19 protein-coding genes are annotated in these 19,765 nt (G+C 59.9%); 8 read left to right on the top strand and 11 right to left on the bottom strand.

Annotated elements, in window-relative coordinates; genetic code table 11:
• Positions 1–102: 102 nt before the first annotated feature.
• Genes H8F22_RS09310 through gnd form a run of 3 tightly spaced genes read right to left on the bottom strand, consistent with a single transcriptional unit; the run spans position 103 to position 3,430 of the window.
• Positions 103–933: a Cof-type HAD-IIB family hydrolase gene (locus H8F22_RS09310; protein ID WP_027923516.1), complete on the bottom strand. Its 831-nt coding sequence runs from the start codon at positions 931–933 to the stop codon at positions 103–105.
• Complete coding sequence (zwf, locus tag H8F22_RS09305) at positions 930–2,453, bottom strand: glucose-6-phosphate dehydrogenase (protein ID WP_194940002.1); 1,524 nt, start codon at positions 2,451–2,453, stop codon at positions 930–932. The genes H8F22_RS09310 and zwf overlap by 4 nt, the downstream gene beginning before the upstream one ends.
• The gene (gene gnd, locus H8F22_RS09300) at positions 2,450–3,430 is read right to left on the bottom strand and encodes a phosphogluconate dehydrogenase (NAD(+)-dependent, decarboxylating) (protein WP_027923514.1); all 981 of its coding nucleotides are present in this window, start codon (positions 3,428–3,430) and stop codon (positions 2,450–2,452) included. The genes zwf and gnd overlap by 4 nt, the downstream gene beginning before the upstream one ends.
• A 274-nt stretch (positions 3,431–3,704) precedes the next feature.
• Between gnd and H8F22_RS09295 the strand changes: the two genes are divergently transcribed.
• The 4 genes from H8F22_RS09295 (at position 3,705) to H8F22_RS09280 (ending at position 8,524) form a co-directional block, all read left to right on the top strand.
• On the top strand, positions 3,705–3,887 hold the full coding sequence (locus tag H8F22_RS09295) for a DUF6026 family protein (protein ID WP_081743948.1): 183 nt from the start codon (positions 3,705–3,707) through the stop codon (positions 3,885–3,887).
• A 194-nt stretch (positions 3,888–4,081) separates the two neighbouring features.
• Positions 4,082–5,818, top strand: a complete 1,737-nt coding sequence (locus H8F22_RS09290) for a phosphoethanolamine transferase CptA (protein WP_027923513.1) — start codon at positions 4,082–4,084, stop codon at positions 5,816–5,818.
• A 168-nt stretch (positions 5,819–5,986) separates the two neighbouring features.
• Positions 5,987–8,221 carry a TonB-dependent siderophore receptor gene (locus tag H8F22_RS09285; RefSeq protein ID WP_194940001.1) on the top strand — a complete coding sequence of 745 codons (2,235 nt, stop codon included), beginning with the start codon at positions 5,987–5,989 and terminating at the stop codon, positions 8,219–8,221.
• A 93-nt stretch (positions 8,222–8,314) separates the two neighbouring features.
• On the top strand, positions 8,315–8,524 hold the full coding sequence (locus H8F22_RS09280) for a hypothetical protein (protein WP_027923511.1): 210 nt from the start codon (positions 8,315–8,317) through the stop codon (positions 8,522–8,524).
• 50 nt (positions 8,525–8,574) lie between these two features.
• Here H8F22_RS09280 and H8F22_RS09275 read toward each other — a convergent pair whose 3' ends face one another.
• From H8F22_RS09275 to H8F22_RS09255, 5 genes are all read right to left on the bottom strand, one after another.
• Positions 8,575–9,066 carry a GNAT family N-acetyltransferase gene (locus H8F22_RS09275; RefSeq protein WP_027923510.1) on the bottom strand — a complete coding sequence of 164 codons (492 nt, stop codon included), beginning with the start codon at positions 9,064–9,066 and terminating at the stop codon, positions 8,575–8,577.
• Between the two features lie 102 nt (positions 9,067–9,168).
• The gene (locus H8F22_RS09270) at positions 9,169–9,750 is read right to left on the bottom strand and encodes a DinB family protein (RefSeq protein ID WP_027923509.1); all 582 of its coding nucleotides are present in this window, start codon (positions 9,748–9,750) and stop codon (positions 9,169–9,171) included.
• An 18-nt stretch (positions 9,751–9,768) separates the two neighbouring features.
• Positions 9,769–10,887: a cell division protein ZapE gene (gene zapE, locus H8F22_RS09265; protein ID WP_027923508.1), complete on the bottom strand. Its 1,119-nt coding sequence runs from the start codon at positions 10,885–10,887 to the stop codon at positions 9,769–9,771.
• Between the two features lie 129 nt (positions 10,888–11,016).
• Positions 11,017–11,358, bottom strand: coding sequence for a nuclear transport factor 2 family protein (locus H8F22_RS09260; RefSeq protein ID WP_027923507.1), 342 nt, complete (start codon positions 11,356–11,358; stop codon positions 11,017–11,019).
• Positions 11,359–11,410: 52 nt separating this feature from the next.
• Positions 11,411–12,127 carry a helix-turn-helix transcriptional regulator gene (locus tag H8F22_RS09255; protein WP_059180908.1) on the bottom strand — a complete coding sequence of 239 codons (717 nt, stop codon included), beginning with the start codon at positions 12,125–12,127 and terminating at the stop codon, positions 11,411–11,413.
• Positions 12,128–12,343: 216 nt separating this feature from the next.
• On the opposite strand from H8F22_RS09255, the gene H8F22_RS09250 reads away from it, so the two are divergent.
• Complete coding sequence (locus tag H8F22_RS09250) at positions 12,344–13,396, top strand: aldo/keto reductase (RefSeq protein WP_059180909.1); 1,053 nt, start codon at positions 12,344–12,346, stop codon at positions 13,394–13,396.
• A 115-nt stretch (positions 13,397–13,511) separates the two neighbouring features.
• Here the strand turns inward: H8F22_RS09250 and speB are convergent, their stop codons facing one another.
• Complete coding sequence (gene speB, locus H8F22_RS09245; protein WP_027923504.1) at positions 13,512–14,471, bottom strand: agmatinase; 960 nt, start codon at positions 14,469–14,471, stop codon at positions 13,512–13,514.
• 17 nt (positions 14,472–14,488) lie between these two features.
• Entirely contained in the window at positions 14,489–15,580 is a 1,092-nt protein-coding gene (locus H8F22_RS09240; protein WP_027923503.1) for a polyamine ABC transporter substrate-binding protein, read from the bottom strand.
• A 100-nt stretch (positions 15,581–15,680) separates the two neighbouring features.
• Here H8F22_RS09240 and H8F22_RS09235 point away from each other — a divergent pair, with 100 nt between their 5' ends.
• From H8F22_RS09235 to H8F22_RS09225, 3 genes are all read left to right on the top strand, one after another.
• Positions 15,681–16,580, top strand: a complete 900-nt coding sequence (locus H8F22_RS09235) for a LysR family transcriptional regulator (RefSeq protein ID WP_027923502.1) — start codon at positions 15,681–15,683, stop codon at positions 16,578–16,580.
• Positions 16,581–16,678: 98 nt separating this feature from the next.
• Positions 16,679–18,154: a nucleobase:cation symporter-2 family protein gene (locus H8F22_RS09230; RefSeq protein WP_027923501.1), complete on the top strand. Its 1,476-nt coding sequence runs from the start codon at positions 16,679–16,681 to the stop codon at positions 18,152–18,154.
• 53 nt (positions 18,155–18,207) lie between these two features.
• Complete coding sequence (locus H8F22_RS09225; protein WP_027923500.1) at positions 18,208–18,696, top strand: LEA type 2 family protein; 489 nt, start codon at positions 18,208–18,210, stop codon at positions 18,694–18,696.
• Positions 18,697–18,807: 111 nt separating this feature from the next.
• On the opposite strand, the gene H8F22_RS09220 is transcribed toward H8F22_RS09225, so the two are convergent.
• On the bottom strand, positions 18,808–19,731 hold the full coding sequence (locus H8F22_RS09220; RefSeq protein ID WP_194940000.1) for a carbon-nitrogen hydrolase family protein: 924 nt from the start codon (positions 19,729–19,731) through the stop codon (positions 18,808–18,810).
• Between the last annotated feature and the right edge of the window lie 34 nt (positions 19,732–19,765).

The raw sequence follows: 19,765 nt of genomic DNA, 5'->3' as shown, positions 1-19,765 counted from the left end.
AAACTGCAGGAGTGAGCCTGCTCGCGATAGCGGTCATACATTCAACGATGATGTTGACTGATAGGGCCTCATCGCGAGCAGGCTCACTCCTGCAAGGGGGATTTATGTGGGTTGGCGAGGGAGGATGTATTGCTCGATCGCCTGGGCCGCACCGTCTTCGGTGTTTGCGCCAGTCACCACGTCGGCCTGACGCTTGACCGCCTCTTCCGCCTGCCCCATGGCAATCGACAGCCCGGCGCGATGAAACATCGCCGGGTCGTTGCCACCATCGCCCAGCGCGGCGGTCTGTTCCAGCGCAACCCCGAGGTACTCGGCCAGTGTTGCCAGCGCCGCGCCCTTGTTCGCCTGCATCGCCGTCACGTCCAGGTACACCGGCTGTGAACGCGAGACCTGGGCCTGCCCCTCAACCTTGGGCAGTAATTGCGCCTCCAGCTCGATCAGCAACCCGGTGTTATGGCTGGCCGCGACAATTTTGTCGATGCGTTCCAGGTACGGTTCGAAACTCTCAACCACCACTGGCGGATACCCCAGGCCATGCTGCTCCCGGGGAACCATCGGGCCATTGGCGTCCTTCAACAGCCAGTCGCCACCGCTGAACACCCAGACTTCAATGTCCGGCAGATCGGCGAACTGCGTCAGGGTGATGAGCGCAGCGGTGGCCGGCAAGTAATGGGCCACCAGCAAGCTACCGTCCGGGTTGACGATCGTGCCGCCATTGAACGCCGCCGTCGGCACATCGACGCCTAATGCTTCGATCTGCTGCAACATCGCTTTCGGCGGGCGCCCGGTGGCCAGGCTGAACAGCACGCCCGCCTCGCGCAACGAACGGACCGCGGCAATGGTGCGCTGACTGAGCGTGTGATCAGGCAGCAACAAAGTGCCGTCCATGTCACTGAGCAGAAAACGGATGGGCTGTTGCGTGGCGCCTGTCATCCGAGGCTGTGCCAGACGCGACCGTCACGGGTCAGCAGCTTGTCGGCGTCGACCGGGCCGTCCTCACCTGCCGCGTATGACTGAACCGTTGCGTCCTGCTGCCAGGCATCAAGGAACGGCTGGACGGCGCGCCAGCCGTTTTCGATGTTGTCGGCGCGCTGGAACAGCGTCTGGTCGCCGGTCAGGCAGTCATAGATCAGCGTTTCGTAGCCGGTAGACGGCTGCATCTCGAAGAAGTCCTTGTAGGCAAAACCCAGTTCGATATTGGCCATCTTCAACGCCGGGCCAGGCCGTTTGGCCAACAAGTCGAACCACATGCCTTCGTTGGGCTGAATCTGGATGCGCAGGTAGGTCGGTTGCAACTCGTCGACCTCGGTGTCGCGGAACTGCGCATACGGCGCCGGCTTGAAGCAGATCACAATCTCGGTATCGCGCACGCTCATGCGTTTGCCGGTACGCAGGTAAAACGGCACGCCGACCCAACGCCAGTTGTCGATCATGACTTTGAGCGCCACGTAGGTTTCGGTCGTGCTGTCGGGTGCCACGTTGTTTTCCTGGCGATAACCCGGCAGCGGGTTGCCGTCGACTTCGCCGGCGGCATATTGACCGCGGACCGAGTTGGCCCGAGCCTCTTCGGTGGACCAGGGACGAATGGCCCCCACCACCTTGGCCTTCTCCCCACGTACCGCATCGGCGCCAAACGCGGCCGGCGGTTCCATTGCCACCATCGCCAGTAACTGGAACAGGTGATTGGGCACCATGTCCCGCAGGGCGCCGGTGTGTTCATAAAAACTGCCACGGGTTTCGACGCCGACGGTTTCGGCGGCGGTAATCTGCACGTGGTCGATGTAATGGTTGTTCCAGAAGGCTTCGAACAGGCTGTTTGAAAACCGGCTGATCAGAATGTTCTGCACGGTCTCCTTGCCCAGGTAGTGATCGATCCGGTAGATCTGGTTTTCCGTCATCACCTTGAGTAAACACGCATTCAAGGCTTCGGCGGTTTGCAGGTCGGAGCCGAACGGTTTTTCGATGACCACCCTTCGGAACGATTCAGGCGTTTCCTGCAGCAAACCCGCCGCGCCTAGCCGACGCACCACTTCGCTGAAGAAACGTGGCGCGGTCGCCAGGTAGAAGACCGCATTGCCGGTGCCGCTGTCGGCGATTTTGGCCGCCAGCGCTTGATAAGTGCTGTCGTCCAGGAAGTCGCCCTGGACGTAGCTGATGCCTTGGGCCAGTTTGTCCCACACCTGCGGATCAAGGGCTTGATCGCCCTTGCCGACCTTGGCGGCCACTTCGGTTCGAATGAAGTCTTCGAGCTTGCGGGCAAAGGCATCGTCAGTGATGGCGTTGTGGTCAACGCCGATGATCCGCAATCCATCCCCCAGCAGACCGTCGCGACTCAGGTTGTACAGCGCCGGCATCAGCAAGCGCTTGACCAGGTCACCGTGGGCACCGAACAGGAACAGCGTGGTCGGTGGTGCGGGTTCTGCCTTGGATTTATTGCGGATCAGACGGGTCATTTTTTCGAAGTCTCCACATGGCCGCCGAAGCCGAAGCGCTGGGCAGAGAGAATCTTGTCGCCAAAGGTACCTTGACCGCGCGAACGGTAGCGCGAGAACAGCGAGTTCGACAGCACCGGTACCGGCACCGACTGTTCCATGGCGGCCTCGATGGTCCAGCGACCTTCACCGCTGTCAGCCACCGAGCCGGAATAGCCATCGAGTTTCGGATCGCTGGCCAGTGCGTCGGCGGTCAGGTCGAGCAACCAGGACGAGACCACGCTGCCACGACGCCAGACTTCGGCGATGTCGGCGACGTTCAGGTCAAAGCGCTGGTCTTCCGGCAGGTTGGTGCTGGCCTTGGTCTTGAGAATGTCGAAACCTTCGGCGAAGGCCTGCATCATTCCGTATTCGATGCCGTTGTGAATCATCTTCACGAAATGCCCCGAACCTGCAGGGCCGGCGTGGATGTAGCCACGCTCGGCGCGATCGTCATCGGACTTGCGGTCCTTGGTGCGCGGGATGTCACCCATGCCTGGCGCCAGGCTGGCGAACAGCGGGTCAAGGCGTTGAACCTCTTTGGCATCGCCGCCAATCATCATGCAGTAGCCGCGCTCCAGGCCCCACACGCCGCCGGAGGTGCCGACGTCGATGTAGTGCAGGCCTTTTTCCGACAAGGTCTTGGCCCGGCGGATGTCGTCCTTATAGAAGGTGTTGCCGCCGTCGATGATGGTATCGCCAGCTTCGAGCAGGTTGCTCAGGGTCTCGATGGTGTCTTCGGTCGGTGCGCCGGCTGGCAGCATGACCCAGACCGCTCGCGGTTTGGCCAGGCCGGCGACCAGGGCCGGCAAGTCTGCGACGCCCGTGGCGCCCTCGGCAGCCAGGGTATCGATAAAGGCGGTATTGCGGTCGTAAACGACAGTGGTATGCCCATTGAGCATCAGGCGCCGCGCAATATTGCCGCCCATGCGGCCCAGTCCAATGATCCCGAGTTGCATGTGCTGATGCTCCCTACTACAAATAATGTGTGTCAAAGGTTATAGCCCAACGTGAGTCATGGGGGGTTAGTCCAGAGCGTTGGCACATAGTTTCCGGGCATTGTGCCCGATCCTGATTGATAACGTCGGTAATCGCGCCGAAGACACAACGACCATGAAAAATAAAAAAGTTCCCTTGTGAGGCAAAAGAAATCAAAATCAGCGCCGATAGTAGATCAGCACCCGCTTGCAAGGGGCGGTTCTACAGTTGAGACAACCATTTGCGAGGTGAGCAATGGGCACAGTACACGCAGCACGGCCAGCACAGACCCTTTACGTTACGATTCGTCGGGATGAATTGCGTCAATTGAAAGAAGAGCGCGACCTCTTGAAGCAGGAACTCGCGCAACTGCGCCAGCTGACTCAAGGCACTCAATCGCCCTCCTTGCCCGTTACCCAACGCGCACCTCACGCCTGATTTTTCAGGTGAATCGGAGACAGCCTTGCGCTGTTTCCGACCTCGTTTTGCCCCCGCGATCTCTGCCAGTTCACAAATTTTTCACAAATGCTGACTGATAATTCCTTCCATTATGGCCACTCGGTTCTCGTGTGGTTTCCGTTCGTCGGCAAGGGATGGCACGACGTCGAAGTGATTTCTGGCTGGAGCGTTGAATGGCTTTGTTTAAACGCAGCACTGCGTCTGCGAAAGGTTTCGATTGGGCAGGATTCCTCTGGCTATTCCTGTTCTTCTGGTATTTTTCCGGCATCACCCAATTACTCATTCAACTGACTGGCACCTCGGGCTTTACCGGGTTCCGCCAGGCGTTTGTGATGAGCGCCATCTGGCTTGCGCCGATGCTGTTGTTCCCTAAACAGACGCGCGTGATGGCGGCGGTGATCGGTGTCGTGCTGTGGGCCTGCTCGATGGCCAGCCTGGGTTACTTCTTTATTTACCAGCAGGAGTTTTCCCAAAGCGTCATCTTCATCATGTTCGAGTCGAACATCTCTGAAGCTGGCGAGTACATGACCCAGTATTTCGCCTGGTGGATGGTCGCGGCGTTCCTCGCCCACACACTGTTCGCTTATTTCCTGTGGACTCGCTTGCGCCCGGTCGTATTGCCGCGCGGGCAGGCACTGGTTGCCGCGACGGCCATTGTGATTGCCGTGGTCGGCTACCCGCTGGCCAAACAGACCGCGCGCACCGGCAGTTTTGCAGAAGGTTTCGACAAGTTCGAAACCCGCATCGAGCCTGCCGTGCCTTGGCAGATGGCCGTGGCCTATCACCGCTATCTGGAAACCCTGGCGGGCATGCAAGACATGCTGCACAGCGCGAGCAAGATTGCACCGCTGAAAAACCTGACGGACACCATGGCCAACCAGCCGGCGACCCTGGTGCTGGTGATCGGCGAGTCCACCAACCGTCAGCGCATGAGCCTCTACGGCTATCCGCGTGAAACCACACCGGAACTGGACAAGCTCAAGGATCAACTGACGGTCTTCGACAACGTCATCACCCCGCGCCCTTACACCATCGAGGCGTTGCAGCAGGTGCTGACCTTCGCTGACGAAGAAAATCCGGACCTTTACCTGTCCACTCCATCGCTGGTCAGCATGATGAAACAGGCGGGCTACAAGACGTTCTGGATCACCAACCAGCAAACCATGACCAAGCGCAACACCATGCTGACGACCTTCTCCGAGCAGGCCGACGAGCAGGTGTACCTGAACAACAACCGTAACCAGAACGCTGCGCAGTACGACGGCGACGTGGTCGAGCCGTTCAACAAGGCACTGGCCGATGCCGCGCCGCGCAAGTTGATCGTGGTGCATTTGCTCGGCACACACATGAGCTACCAGTACCGTTACCCGCCGACGTTCGACAAGTTCACCGACCGTAAAGGCGTGCCGGACGGCGTGCGCGACGACCAGGTGCCGACATACAACAGCTATGACAATGCAGTCCTGTACAACGACTTCGTGGTATCGAGCCTGATCAAGGACTACGCCAAGTCCGATCCGAACGGCTTCCTGCTGTACCTCTCCGACCACGGCGAAGACGTGTTCGACTCCGTCGGCCACACCACCCTCGGCCGTAACGAGAACAAGCCGACCGCACCGATGTACACCATCCCGTTCATGGCCTGGGCATCGCCGAAATGGCGCGAAAACCATGACTGGAGTTTTGCCGCAGACCTGAGCCGGCCTTACAGCAGCTCGCAGCTGATTCACACCTGGGCTGACCTCGCCGGTTTGAGCGCTGATGAACTGGACCGCAGCAAGAGCCTGGTCAGCGCCAACTTCAAGCCGCGCCCATTGATGATCGGCAACCCTTATGAGCGCCAGGTGCGCCCTCTGATCGACTTCAGCCTGATGAAGCCGAAAGTTGATTCGAAAATCGTTCAACAGTAGATCCATTCAGGGGCCGATTCCGGCCCCTTTTGTTGCGCCCTGCGCAAAACCTCCCCTCTTCGATACACTTTAAAACGAGATTAATTCTCGTTTATTGCTAAATCCCCTCTCCTCTCTTCGTCTTTGAACAAACGGAAATTTTCCATTGACGACAAGGAGTCGGCTGCGATGTTCGCGCCCATCACCCGTTCCATGACTTTGACCTTCGGCCTGTGCAGCGCCGCACTCAGCCCTGATGTGCTGGCCGAGACTGATCCCGACAAACAGCCCGCCACCCTTGAACTGGCCGCCACCAGCATTTCCGCCGACAGCCTGGGAAGCACCACCGAAAACACCGAGTCGTACACCACCGGCGCCATGAGCACCGCGACGCGCTTGAACCTGTCGATCAAGGACACGCCGCAATCGGTGTCCGTCGTCACCCGTCAGCAAATGGACGATTTCAAACTCGGCACGCTGTCCGAAGCCATGGGCCAGACCACCGGCATCGTGGTCCAGCACAATGACTCGGACCGGGTCAGCTATTCGTCCCGTGGGTATTCGATCACCAACTTCCAGATCGACGGGATGCTCAATACTTTCAGCTACATGAAGTCGGATTCGGACACCATCATCTACGACCGCATCGAAGTGGTTCGCGGCGCGACCGGCCTGACCACCGGCGCCGGTGATCCGTCGGCAACGATCAACATGGTACGCAAACGACCGACCGCGCAGTGGGAAGCGCTGAGCGGGGTCAGCGCTGGCAGCTATGACGACTACTACAGTTACGTGGACGTCGGCGGGCCGCTGGCCTTCGATGGCCGCTTGCGCGGGCGCAGCGTGATGGCGTATCGCGACAGCCATTCCTACCGTGACAAGTACCAACTGCAACGGGAAGTCGGCTACGGCATTATTGAAGCCGACCTGACCGACGACACCCTGCTTGCGGTGGGTTACGACTATCAGGACAAACAGGTGCAAGGCACGTCCTGGGGCACGGTCCCGTACTGGAACGCCGACGGCAGCAAAGCCCATCTGGGCCGTTCCACCAACATGGCCACGCCGTGGAGTTCCTGGCCGCTGAAGGACAAGACAGCATTCGCCACGCTGGAGCAGCAACTCGGCGCGGGCTGGCACTTCAAGGCGGCCTACACCCATCGCGAGAGTGACACTGACGGCAAGATTTACTACGCCGGTGGCGGTTTCCCCGAGGCGGATCGCAGCGGCATGGTCGCCAACGTCAGCCACATGGTCGGCACGCAAAAGATGGACGTGTATGACTTCAACGTGGCCGGGCCTTACTCACTGTTCGGGCGTGAACACGAAATGATGATCGGCTATGGCGAGTCGCAACGCAGTGAAGACAATCCTTACACGGTGGATGGCGCACGGCGGTCGGATTACGAAAATGTGCCTGACTGGAAATACATGGGCGGCATTCCCAAATTCCCCGACACCGTCACCAGCCTGCAAGGCGCTCATGAAAAGACCCGACAAAAAGCCGGCTACCTGGCCACGCGCCTGACCCTGGCCGACGACCTGCACGCGGTACTGGGCAGTCGTTATGGCACGTGGGAAATCTCGAAAAAGTCCAACAGTTACGACAACAACCTGCAACTGGCCGGCGTCGAAACCACCCGCCAGCAGCACAACGACATGTGGACGCCCTACGCCGGTCTGCTTTACGACATCACGCCTGAGTACACCGCTTACGTCAGCTACACCGACATCTTCAAGCCGCAAGACGCCCGCGACAGCAACCGCAAATACCTGGAACCGGTAGTGGGCAGCAACTATGAACTGGGGCTCAAGGGCAGCCTGCTGGAAGAACGCCTGAACCTGGCCACGGCGCTGTTCTGGAGCAAGCAAGATAACGTCGCCGAACTCGACGACTCTGTACCGCCGGACCCGGTCACCGGCGAGGAGTTTTTCAAATCCGGCGGCAAAGGCAACAAGGTCCAGGGGTTTGAAGCCGAGGTCTCGGGCGAGCTCATGGCGGGCTGGAACATGACGGCCGGCTACACCTACACCCACTCGGTCAATGGTGAAAAGCAACGCACCAACACCCCTCAACCGCTGAATATGGTGCGGCTGTCCACGGCGTATCGCCTGCCCGGCGAATGGCAGGCCCTGACCGTCGGTGGCGCGGTGAACTGGCAAAGTGACGTCTACCGCGCGGCCAGGCGCCCGATCGGACGGAGCGCCAATGATGAAGTGATCACCACCAGCGCGAACATCCGCCAGGAGGCCTACAGCGTGGTGAAGTTGATGTCGCGGTATGAGTTCGACCGGCACCTCTCGGCATCGCTGAACGTCGATAACCTGTTCGACACGAAGTACTACGACAACGTCGGGTTCTACAACGGCGTGTTTTGGGGTGACCCGCGCACCGTCACGTTAAGCCTGGACTGGAAGCTCTAGCGTGCTCATTCCCATTTGGCGGAATCGGCAGATAATGTCCCTGCGACATTGCTTCATGGACGAAAGGCCCTTAACCCGTAATGGGAGGCACCCATGAAATGTACGACCCTGATCGTTGCTGGCCTGATGATGTTCGGCTCAGTCTCTGCCTTTGCAGAATACGGCTCCGAACGCATGCGGTATTACTACGAGACGCTGCATCTCGCCCAGCAAAAGGCAAATGGCTTCGAGATCAAAAATATTGAACTGCGTGTTCCGAGCGATCAAACCGCACAAGTGACCGAAAACTACAAACCGAAGTAATCGAAGCCAGCCGGGCGTCCTGAGGGGCGCCCTTTTTTATGCCTGAGCAGTTAAAGCGCCTTGGTCCAGAACAGCATGCGGCCATGGGCCGGATCGAACATGCCGGCGGCAAACCCGAACTTGCCGTAGGACGCCTGTGCGACCGCATTGCCTTCGAGGACTTCCAGGGTGATCTTGCAGCAACCCCGCTGACGGGCAATGTCTTCAACCTTTTGCAGCATCTTCTGGCTCAGCCCCAAACCGCGGAACTGCGGGACCACCGACACGTCATGCACGTTGACCAGTGGCCGACAGGCAAAGGTCGAGAAACCTTCGAAGCAATTGACCAACCCGGCCGGCGCGCCGTCGACGAAGGCCAGTACACTGAACGCGTGGGGACGTTTGGCCAGCTCTCCGGGCAACTGCTGCAGGGTATCTTCGGGCAGTGCATGCCCGCCGCCCATCGGGTCCTGGGCATAGGCATTGAGCACCACGCCAATCGCCTCGGCGTGCACCGGGTTGGTATAGCTGGCCTGAAGTACCAGAATGTCTGCGGATTCCATTTCCATCGTTGCTATCCCGTCGAGTTATCCCGGCGCGTCACTCGCGCCGCGAAGTCGAAGGACATTAGCGTGAGTCGCCATCGCCGACAACCCGATCCTGCCTCAAACACCCCAGATCAGCGTCTCGGTCCAGCCCAGTTCGGCAAAATCCGCCGCCCGCAAACCCGACTCGCCAGAGCAGAAAAACTCATCCAGTTGCGGCGGTGCCACCGAGGTGCCGCTGAGCATGGCATGGACCTGGCCACGATGATGAAGCTGGTGTTCGAACAGATGGGACAGCAGACGTAAACGGCTGTCATGTTGCGGCGTGTCCCGGGCGATGGTGACGATTCGTCCCAGGTCTGTATCGCGCAATTGCTCGCAGTAGGCAATCAACCGATTGTCCACCAGCGATTGCTCGCGCTTGAGGTCTGCACCGACGCTGCATGGCTCGTCTTCCTTGAAAAAAACGTAGCAGTCGGGGTGTGGATCATCACCACGCAACTCGCGCTCCAACGCGTCCACGTAAAACCAGTCGCAGGTCAGGATGTGATTGAGGGTGGCGACGAGGCTGGGGAAGAAACTGACTCGCGGGGCCGCGAGCTCGGCCGGGGTCAACTGGCTCCAGGCCTTGGCCAGTCGGTAATTGGCCCAGGCGTTTTGATACGCCATGGTCAGCAAATGGTGAGACAGGGGCTGATTCATGTTCACGGCTCCCGAAAATCAGGCTTCAGCAAAGCGTTGCAGCTGCATTTCCTTCAAACGGCTTAACGTGCGACGGAACGGGAATTCCAGATAACCCTCGGTGTACAGGGCCTCCATCGGCACCTGCGCTTCGAGGTACAGCGGCACTTTGCGGTCGTAGCACTCGTCCACCAGCGCGATGAAGCGCCGCACGCCATCGTCGTGCACGGACAGCTGCGGCAGCTCGCGGTCTCCCGCAACGACGTGTTCGGCCGCATCTTCGGTGCCTCGGGCGATGCGCCCTTCGCGTTTTTGTGCGCTGAGGTTGGGCACTTCACTCAACAGAATAGCGCTGTAGGTGTCGCACAGGGCCATGAAGTCCATGGCCGAGAAAGGTTGTTCGCACAGGTCGGCATAACGGCACCACAGCACGCCAGCGCTGGCCTGCAGGACATTGACGTGGCGGTAGCCGACGGTCACCGGATCGCGGGACACGGACTGGCCCACGGTCAAGGCCTTGAACACGTCCCCCAGTGCATCGGGATGCGCGGCGTCGCTCACCCAGTAGCGCTGCAACGCGGTGCCCGGATGCAGGCGGTGGTCTTCGCCGCCCTCCACCGCGATCACCTGCATGTGCCGCTTGATCGCCTCGATCGCGGGCATAAAGCGGTCGCGATTGAAGCCATCGGCGTAGAGCTGATCCGGCGGCAGGTTGGAGGTGCATACCACCACCACGCCCTGCTCGAACATCACCTGAAACAAGCGCCCGAGAATGATCGCGTCACCGATGTCGTTGACGAACAACTCGTCGAAACACAGGACGCGCACGTCCTCACTCAACTCCCGCGCCAACGCCTTCAAGGGGTCGGCGGTGCCGGTCAGTTGAAACGAACGCTGATGCACCCAGCCCATGAAGTGGTGGAAATGCTGACGCCGGGCCGGCACGCGCAGGGTTTGATAGAACTGATCCATCAACCAGGTCTTGCCCCGCCCGACCGGTCCCCACAGGTAGACGCCGGTGATCGGCGTTCGCCCTTCATGCAAGGCTTCGTGGCATTTTTGCAGTGCCCACACAGCGTGTTCCTGGGCTTCGTCCTGGACGAAACCCTTGGTTTCAATGGCGTGTTGCCAGGCGCTTAACGGAGAGTCGACATTCATGCGCGGGAGTATACGTCCGAACTGTCGCCACCGCCTCAGGGCTGCATCAGGACCGTAGCAACTGTCGAGCACCGCGAGGCTGCGGCTGCGTGCGAACGCAAGCTGCTACAAGATCGGGGTTGGATTGAGCTACAGCGAGATGTCCAGTCGGGCGATCTTCCCCTGTTCGTTGAGGCGGAACATGTAGCGCAGTTCCAGCGGGCTACCGGGAAAGGTGCCGGAGATCAGGTTGTGCACCAGCACCTTGCCGGTGCGTTGCTGAACATTCAGCACCTCGACCCGGGGCTGATAGCGCTGCGCGGTCTCTTCCATCCATTGGGCGATTGCGCGGGTGCCGATCTGGTGCTGGCCTTCATCGAACACATTGGCATCCTCGGCGAAAAAACTGGCGACCCTGGAGGTGTCGCGAGCATTGGCGGCGGCAATGTAGGCGGCGATCGCGGGGGCCAGTAAAGAGGCGGGATTGGACATGGTTGCGGCTCCTTGTTTATTGATTCTGCACCCATGCTAAGACAAGCCTGTGTCAATTCTTGTCAGGAGTGAAACGCCCCGCTTCATCCAGTTGCATCTGTTTGCGCCAGACCCGTAACAAGTCGCTGCGCCGCCCCGGATAACGCTCGCCCGGCTCATTGGCGGCGCAAATCCGGTCGGTGCGAAAGGTCCGGTAGGCACTGCGCAATTCGCACCAGGCAACAATGATCCGCACTTCATTGAGAAAACCCAACGCCAGTGGCCAGATCAGCCGCTGGCTGGGCACTTTGTTGGCGTCGGCGTAGTCGATGTTCAGCTTGGACTGGTCGCGGATAGCCTGGCGAAACACGCTCAACGGCACCACATTTTCCGGATAGCCATAACCGGGTGGCCCGGGCAGCACCGTCGGGTTGCGCAACGCGTCCTGGGCTTCAGGCGCCAACACGGCGGCAATCTTGGCCAATGCGTCGGCCGCCGCTTTGCTCAACACCTCGTCGCCACGCTGATCGACGTAGCGCAAACCCAACACGATGGCCTCGGTCTCGTCGGCATTGAGCATCAAGGGCGGCAAAAACAGACCGCTGCGCAGCACGTAACCCACCCCCGCTTCGCCGAAGATCGGCGCGCCGAGTGCGGTGAGTTCGGCGATGTCGCGGTACAGCGTGCGTTCGGAAATCTCCAGTTCACTGGCGAGCGTGGCGGCGGTCACCGGACGACTCTTGCCCCGCAGCACTTGCAACAACGTGAGTAAACGAGTGGTTCGCGACACGATGGACTGGCTCTGTCTGAAAAAGTTGTAGGGGCTTAATTGTCGGAGCTTAGCAGAGGCCCCTGTCAGAAAGTGGCAGCAGCGAAACGTCCGGTGGTCGCCTGTCTTGCCACTTCAGGAAAAGCGCATTGACGGCATAGATTATCAGCATCATATTTAATACATGTTGATAAACATCTATATTCAATCCCGACGTCTTTTTTCAGGAGTCACTCCATGCATTACAAAGTGTTCGGCCGCAAAACCGGCTTGCGGGTTTCGGAACTGGCACTGGGCGCCGGCAATTTCGGCACGGGTTGGGGGCATGGCGCCGAGCGTGACGAAGCGAAGCGTATTTTCGATGGTTATCTGGAGGCCGGCGGCAACTTCATCGACACCGCCAACGGGTATCAGGCAGGTCAGTCGGAAGTCATGCTCAGCGAATTTATCGCGGCAGAGCGCGATCGCCTGGTCATCGCCACTAAGTACACCTTGGGGACGACACCGTCCGCGAGCATTTCCCACACCGGCAACAACCGCAAAAACATGGTTCGCGCCGTGGAAGAAAGCTTGACCCGGCTCAAGACCGATCACCTGGACCTGTTCTGGGCGCACATGAGCGATGGCGTGACGCCCATGGAAGAAATCCTGCGCGGCTTCGATGATCTGGTGCGCGCCGGCAAGATCCATTACGCGGGGCTGTCGAATTTCCCCGCGTGGCGTATCGCCCGTGCCGACGTGTTGGCCGAGGTGCGTGGTTTTTCGCCGATTGCAGCGATTCAGGTGGAATACAGCCTGGCGGAACGCACGGCCGAACGTGAACAACTGCCGATGGCCGAAGCCTTGGGCCTGGCCGCCACATTATGGTCGCCATTGGGTGGCGGTTTTCTCACTGGCAAGTACCGATCCAGCGATGGCGACAATCGCGCGACCAAACTCGGCATGTTGATTCATGCGGAAAAAGGCGCCCGGGAAACGGCCCTTCTTGACACCCTGCTCGCCGTTGCAGCCGAACTGGAAGCGAGCGCGACGCACGTGGCCATTGCCTGGTTGCGGGCAAAAGCCCAGCGCTCGAGCACTGCGCTGATTCCGATTCTGGGCTCGCGCACCCGTGAGCAACTGGATGCGACGCTGGGGGCATTGAACGTGCAGTTGAACGCGGATCAGTTATCACGACTCGATGGCGCCAGCGATGTGGCCAAAGGCGTGCCGCACGAAACGCTTGCCGGCTCTTTTTCGCGGTTTAGCGGTGACCATACCCTCGACCTGCCGATCATCCCGGTGGCCTGACACCCATCAGAATGTGGGAGCGAGCCGGCTCGCGAAAGCAGACTGACATTCAACCTCAATATTGAATGTGATGGCTTCTTCGCGAGCAGGCTCACGCCTTCAGGTTTTACGGTATTTACCGGTCGACCCTGTGGCGGGCGGCATAGAGGCACAGCATTTCCATGGCCAATGTCGCCGCCGCCAGCGAGGTAATGTCTGCGTGGTCATAGGCCGGTGCGACTTCCACCACGTCCATGCCCACCAGATTGATCCCGCGTAACCCACCCAGAATCTCCAACGCCTGCACGGTGCTCAAGCCCCCGCAAACCGGTGTCCCGGTGCCGGGTGCAAAAGCCGGGTCGAGGCAATCGATGTCGAACGTCAGGTACACCGGGTTATCCCCTACCCTCGCCCGGATCGCTTCGACAATCGCCTCGCAACCCTCACGATGCACCTGCCGCGCATCCAGCACCTGGAACCCCCGGTGATCGTCATTAGTGGTGCGCAAACCGATCTGCACCGAACGCGCCGGATCCACCAGCCCTTCCTTCGCCGCGTGCCAGAACATGGTGCCGTGGTCGACCCGCTTGCCCTCTTCATCCGGCCAGGTGTCGCTGTGGGCGTCGAAGTGGATCAGCGACAACGCACCATGTTTACGCGCATGGGCCTTGAGCAGCGGGTAGGTAATAAAGTGGTCGCCGCCGAAGGTCAGCATCGCGCTGCCGCTGTTCAGGATGTGTTCGGCGTGGGCCTCAATACTTTCTGGCACCGTGTGTGGCGAACCGTAATCGAAGTCGCAATCGCCGTAGTCGATGACGGCCAAATGATCGAACGGATCAAACGTCCACGGCCAGTGGCGTTCCCAGGCAATTGCGGTGGACGCGGCGCGTATTCCACGTGGCCCGAAACGTGCGCCGGGACGGTTGCTGGTGGCGGTGTCGAACGGCACGCCGCTGACCGCGACGTCGACCCCGCGCAAGTCACGGCTGTAGCGACGGCGCATGAAACTGGTGATACCGGCGTAGGTGCTTTCGGCGGCAGTCCCGTAGAGGCTGTCGCGGGTCATGGCCTGATCGTTTTGCATCGGGACGTCCATGGTGATCTCCTTTTTAATTATTGGCGGCTACGGAATGTGGTCCACAGGCGCGTGCGCGACCGCAGGTCCTTGAGGCTCATGCTTTGGTCGGCGTACAGGCGTGCGCGCATGTCGGGCAGTGGAAAGATGTCCGGGTCGGTGCGCACGGCTTCATCCACCAGCGGAGTTGCCGCCTGGTTGGCCGTGGCGAAGAACAGCGTGTTGGTCAACGCCGCAACGGATTCGGGGCGCAACATGAACTCGATGAAGGCCCGGGCTTCTTCGGGGTGCGGCGCGTCCTTGGGAATCGCCAGGTTGTCTTGCCAGACCAGCGTGCCTTCCTGGGGAATCCGGTACGCCACCTCAAACGGCTTGTTGGCCTTGCGTGCCTGATCAGCGGCCATGCTCGCATCACCGTTGTAGGTCAGCGCCAGGCATATGCTGCCATTGGCCAGGTCGTTGATCTGCCGGCCGGAGGCGACGTACAGCACATTTGGCTGCAGCTTATGTAATAACGCCTCGGCGGCTGTCAGATCGGCTTTATCGGTGCTGTAGGGATCTTTACCCAGATAGTGCAGCGCCAGGCCGATGACTTCCTGCGGCGAATCGAGAATCGCGATGCCGCAGTCTTTCAGCTTGCTGGCGTATTCCGGCTTGAACAGCAGGTCGAGGCTGTTGAGCGGTACATTCGGCAGACGCTTCTGCACCGCTTCGACGTTCATCCCCAAACCCAGCGTGCCCCAGGTATAGGGCACGCCATAGCGATTGCCGGGATCGACGGCGGCCAGTTTTTCCAGCAGGTCCGGGTCAAGATTGGCGTAACCCTTGAGCCCTTCATGGGAAATTTCCTTCAGCGCACCCGCCACCAGACCACGGGCGAGCACGCTGGACGACGGCACCACCACGTCATACCCGCTGCCGCCCGTCAGCAGTTTGGTTTCCAGCACTTCCGAAGAGTCGAACGTGTCGTAGCGCACGTGAATCCCGGTTTCCTTTTCGAACGCCTGCAAGGTTTCGGGCGCCACGTAGTCGGACCAGCTGTAGAGGTTGACGGTCTTTTCCTGCGCCTGAGCCGACACCGCCATGGCGAGGAACAACGTGGGGAAACACAGCTTGAACATGGGAGCCATGACGAACACCTGACCAGAGAAGTGGTTGCAGGTTGCGCGCTCGGTTACATTGACGAAATATCAAGTTTGTTAACCTGACTTTATGGCGGAGTAATGTTTGATGCTCGGGCAACTACACGACCTCGACCTGCAACTGCTGCGCCTGTTTGTCCGTGTGGTCGAGTGCGGCGGCTTCAGCGCGGCCCAGGGTGAACTGGGCCTGAGCCAATCCAGCATCAGCCAGCAAATGGCCAAGCTGGAAACCCGGCTCGGTTATCGCCTGTGCAGTCGCGGCAAGGGTGGATTCAAGATTACGCCCAAGGGCGAGCAGCTATTGACCGCGACACGCGGACTGTTTGAATCCATCGAAGCGTTTCGACATCAATCCAACGGTGTGGCCGGCAGATTGATTGGCGAAGTGCGCCTGGGGCTGTCCGAAGCCCTTGATCAATCGGTGCTGCAACAGGTGGCCGATGCGATCCGGCGTTTTCGCGAACGGGACGAGTCGGTGCGCATCGAACTGATCAGTGCCATGCCCGGCGAAATGGAACGCTTGCTGCTGCAGCAACGGCTGGACCTGGCCATCGGCTATTTCTCCCAGGTGCAAAGCGCGTTTGACTATCGCGAACTGTTCACTGAAACCCAGCACCTGTATTGCGCTCCCGGTCACCCATTGTTCACGGATGACGCGCCGACCGACGAGGCGCTGCAAGCCTGCGACCGGGTCGATCACCCTTACCGTTTCCTGCGCAGTGACGAGCCGTTCCAGGGCAAATTATGTTCGGCGCGCTCGGAACAGGTCGAAGGCACCCTTGCCTTCATTCTGTCCGGCAAGCATGTCGGTTATTTGCCCAATCACTTCGCCCGCAGTTGGGAAGACAAAGGTTTATTGCGTGCCGTGCGCCAGAGCGATATGAGTTTTGAAGTGGCGTTTCATCTCGCACGGCATCGCGCTCAAGTGCCGGGGGATGCGCAGAAGGCGTTTGAGCAGGATTTGCTCGCAGCCTTCAGTAAAACCTGACCTTTCAGGCAGTTATTGTTCGTTGCCCTCAGTGCCCACTGCTGGCATTCTGCGCCTCCATTTTCTGACCCGGCCCGCCGTTTGGCACGCAACCCACCATGACCGCCTCTGAAAAAGCCCCCGTTTTGCGCAACAACGACCTGATTTACGGCCTCAACGACCGCCCGCACCTGACCGCCACCGTCTTCGCCGCCCTGCAGCATGTATTGGCGAGTTTTGTCGGCATCATCACCCCGACCCTGATCATGGGTGGCGCCCTCGGCCTGCAAAGCGAAATACCGTACCTGATCAGCATGGCGTTGTTCGTTTCCGGCCTGGGCACCTTTGTTCAAGCCCGGCGCTTTGGCCCGGTCGGTTCTGGTTTGCTGTGCCTGCAAGGCACCAGTTTTTCCTTTATCAGTGTGATTCTCAGTGCCGGGTTCATGGTCAAGGCTCGCGGTGGCGGCACCGATGAAATCCTCTCGACGATCTTTGGCGTGTGCTTTTTTGCGGCGTTCATTGAAGTCGCGCTGAGCCAGTTCATCGGCAAGTTGCGGATGCTGATCACCCCGGTGGTCACCGGCACGATCATCACGTTGATGGGCCTGTCGTTGGTCAAAGTGGCCATGACTGACATTGCTGGCGGCTTCGGTGCGGCGGACCTTGGCGCGGCCAGTCATCTGGCGCTGGCGGCTTTGGTGCTCGGCACGATTGTGCTGCTGAACCGGGTCGATGTGCCGTTTCTACGCCTCGGCGCCATCGTCATCGGCCTGACCCTGGGTTACGTCGTGGCGTGGCTGATGGGCGACGTCAATTTCGCCAGCCTGCCCGACGTACCGCTGATGAGCGTGCCGGTGCCGTTCAAGTACGGCTTTAACTTCGATTGGGTCGCGTTTGTGCCGATCGCGGTGATTTTTCTCGTCTCGCCACTGGAAGCTGCGGGTGATCTGACCGCCAACTCGATGATTTCCCGGCAACCGGTCAAGGGCCCGATTTACATTCGCCGGATCAAGTCCGGCCTGCTCGCCGACGGCCTCAACTCCGCCATGGCCGCCGTGTTCAACAGCATGCCGATGGTCACGTTTGCGCAGAACAACGGCGTGATCCAGCTCACCGGCGTGGCCAGTCGTTACGTGGCGTTCTTCATTGCCGGTTTGCTGGTGCTGCTGGGGTTGTTCCCGATGATCGGCGCGGTGCTGCAACTGATGCCAAAACCGGTGCTTGGCGGCGCCGAACTGGTGATGTTCGGCACCGTCGCGGTAGCCGGGATCAAGATCCTCGCCGAAGCCGGCCTGCATCGCCGCAACATGCTGATCGTGGCGATTTCCCTCGGCCTGGGCCTGGGCGTGGCGGCGGTGCCTGAGGTGCTGCGCGAGTTGCCGCTGGCACTGCACAACATTTTTGAATCGCCCATTACCGTCGGGGCGTTGTGCGCTATCGTGCTGAACATCTTCCTGCCCGAGGAGTTCATGGCACTGGAAGAAGACGATTTCGATCCGGAAGCCTCGATCCTGCAGGTCATGGAAAACCCTGATGTACCGGCCAAGGCTGAACCCGCAACGCCTGGGGCTGTCGCACCGTTGGACCGCCCGTAAGGCTCAAGGGCTTAATCTTGAGCGGTTCAGCCCTTTTCTTTTCGAGAGTTTTTATGCGCCGCGTTCACGCCATCATCCTTTCCCTGCTGTTGTTGTCTCTGAGCGCCTGCGCCCTGCTCCCCAATCGTGATCCATTGAACATCAATGTGGTGGGCATCGAACCGCTGCAAAGCCAGGGCATGGAAATTCGTTTTGCGGTGAAAATCCGCGTGCAGAACCCCAATGACAGCTCCATCGACTACAACGGCGTGGCGCTGGACCTGGAGGTCAATGGACAGCCGCTGGCTTCGGGGGTGAGCGATCAGTCGGGGTCGATTGCGCGCTTCTCTGAAACGGTGCTGACGGTGCCGGTCAGCGTTTCGGCGTTTTCGGTGCTGCGCCAAACCCTCGGGCTGAGCCAGACGCAATCGCTGAATGACTTGCCTTACGTGTTGCGCGGCAAGCTGGCTGGCGGATTGTTCGGCACGATGCGTTTCACGGACACGGGCAAACTCAGCCTGCCGGGAGCGGCGGCAATCCCCCGGCAAACCCCGCAATCGTAAACACCACAATTCTCCTGTAGGAGTGAGCCTGCTCGCGATGGCGTCGTTTGAGGTAATACACTTGTCGACTGCTACACCGCTATCGCGGGCAGGCTCACTCCTACAGGGGGGTTATGTGTTGAAGCGGACACCGGGTTTGGCGCGCTCATCCACCGTCAGCTCAAACACATCCGGCCGCGCATAATGCCCCACCACGTCGTAGTCATACCGCGCACGAATCAAAGCGTCCGTGTCGATTTCCGCCGTGAGCAGACCTGCGCCGTCACGCAACGGCCCCGCCAATACGTCACCCATCGGCCCGACAATCACACTCCCGCCAGCAATCAACGGCCGATCCGCCGGCCAGTTGGCAATCTCCACACCCAAGGCCTGGGGTGAGTCCTGAACCTGGCAGGCGCTCACCACAAAGCAGCGTCCTTCATGGGCGATGTGACGCATGCTGACCTGCCACATCTCGCGCTCGTCTACCGTCGGCGCGCACCACACTTCAATGCCTTTGGCGTACATCGCGGTGCGCAGCAGCGGCATCATGTTTTCCCAACAAATCACCGCACCGATACGCCCGACCTGACTGTCGATCACAGGCAACGTCGAGCCATCGCCCTTGCCCCAGATCAACCGTTCGGTGCCAGTGGGCATCAGCTTGCGGTGTTTGGCGACCAGTCCGGCCTGCGGGTCGAAGTACAGCGCCGTGCAGTGCAGCGTGCTGCCCGCACGTTCGATCACGCCAATCACCAGGTTGGCCCCGGTCCGTGCCGACAACCCGGCCAGGGCTTCAGTCTCGGCGCCGGGTACATCGATGGCGTTGGCGAAATACCGGGCAAACGCTTCACGCCCTTCCGGCAGTCGATAACCCAGTTGCGTACCAAATCCTTCGCCCTTGGGGTAACCGCCGAGCAATGCTTCGGGCATTACTACCAATTGGGCGTTGGATTCAGTAATGGCTTTTTCCCAGGCAAGAATCTGTTCCAGAGTGTCAGCCTTGCCACCGGGCAAGGCACCGATTTGCAGCGCAGCAACGATTGATTTGGGCATCGCAGTGACTCCATTGGCATCAGGTATTGCTCAT

Source organism: Pseudomonas mucoides, assembly GCF_015461845.1.
Lineage (GTDB): Bacteria > Pseudomonadota > Gammaproteobacteria > Pseudomonadales > Pseudomonadaceae > Aquipseudomonas > Aquipseudomonas mucoides.
Note: the sequence above shows the minus strand (reverse complement) of the source record. Positions and strands in the feature narration are given on the sequence as shown.

Coding starts and splice junctions, on each gene's coding strand:
- H8F22_RS09310 (WP_027923516.1), bottom strand. CDS start 933: ATGACAGGCGCCACGCAACAGCCCATCCGTTTTCTGCTCAGTGACATG.
- zwf (WP_194940002.1), bottom strand. CDS start 2,453: ATGACCCGTCTGATCCGCAATAAATCCAAGGCAGAACCCGCACCACCG.
- gnd (WP_027923514.1), bottom strand. CDS start 3,430: ATGCAACTCGGGATCATTGGACTGGGCCGCATGGGCGGCAATATTGCG.
- H8F22_RS09295 (WP_081743948.1), top strand. CDS start 3,705: ATGGGCACAGTACACGCAGCACGGCCAGCACAGACCCTTTACGTTACG.
- H8F22_RS09290 (WP_027923513.1), top strand. CDS start 4,082: ATGGCTTTGTTTAAACGCAGCACTGCGTCTGCGAAAGGTTTCGATTGG.
- H8F22_RS09285 (WP_194940001.1), top strand. CDS start 5,987: ATGTTCGCGCCCATCACCCGTTCCATGACTTTGACCTTCGGCCTGTGC.
- H8F22_RS09280 (WP_027923511.1), top strand. CDS start 8,315: ATGAAATGTACGACCCTGATCGTTGCTGGCCTGATGATGTTCGGCTCA.
- H8F22_RS09275 (WP_027923510.1), bottom strand. CDS start 9,066: ATGGAATCCGCAGACATTCTGGTACTTCAGGCCAGCTATACCAACCCG.
- H8F22_RS09270 (WP_027923509.1), bottom strand. CDS start 9,750: ATGAATCAGCCCCTGTCTCACCATTTGCTGACCATGGCGTATCAAAAC.
- zapE (WP_027923508.1), bottom strand. CDS start 10,887: ATGAATGTCGACTCTCCGTTAAGCGCCTGGCAACACGCCATTGAAACC.
- H8F22_RS09260 (WP_027923507.1), bottom strand. CDS start 11,358: ATGTCCAATCCCGCCTCTTTACTGGCCCCCGCGATCGCCGCCTACATT.
- H8F22_RS09250 (WP_059180909.1), top strand. CDS start 12,344: ATGCATTACAAAGTGTTCGGCCGCAAAACCGGCTTGCGGGTTTCGGAA.
- speB (WP_027923504.1), bottom strand. CDS start 14,471: ATGGACGTCCCGATGCAAAACGATCAGGCCATGACCCGCGACAGCCTC.
- H8F22_RS09240 (WP_027923503.1), bottom strand. CDS start 15,580: ATGGCTCCCATGTTCAAGCTGTGTTTCCCCACGTTGTTCCTCGCCATG.
- H8F22_RS09235 (WP_027923502.1), top strand. CDS start 15,681: ATGCTCGGGCAACTACACGACCTCGACCTGCAACTGCTGCGCCTGTTT.
- H8F22_RS09230 (WP_027923501.1), top strand. CDS start 16,679: ATGACCGCCTCTGAAAAAGCCCCCGTTTTGCGCAACAACGACCTGATT.
- H8F22_RS09225 (WP_027923500.1), top strand. CDS start 18,208: ATGCGCCGCGTTCACGCCATCATCCTTTCCCTGCTGTTGTTGTCTCTG.
- H8F22_RS09220 (WP_194940000.1), bottom strand. CDS start 19,731: ATGCCCAAATCAATCGTTGCTGCGCTGCAAATCGGTGCCTTGCCCGGT.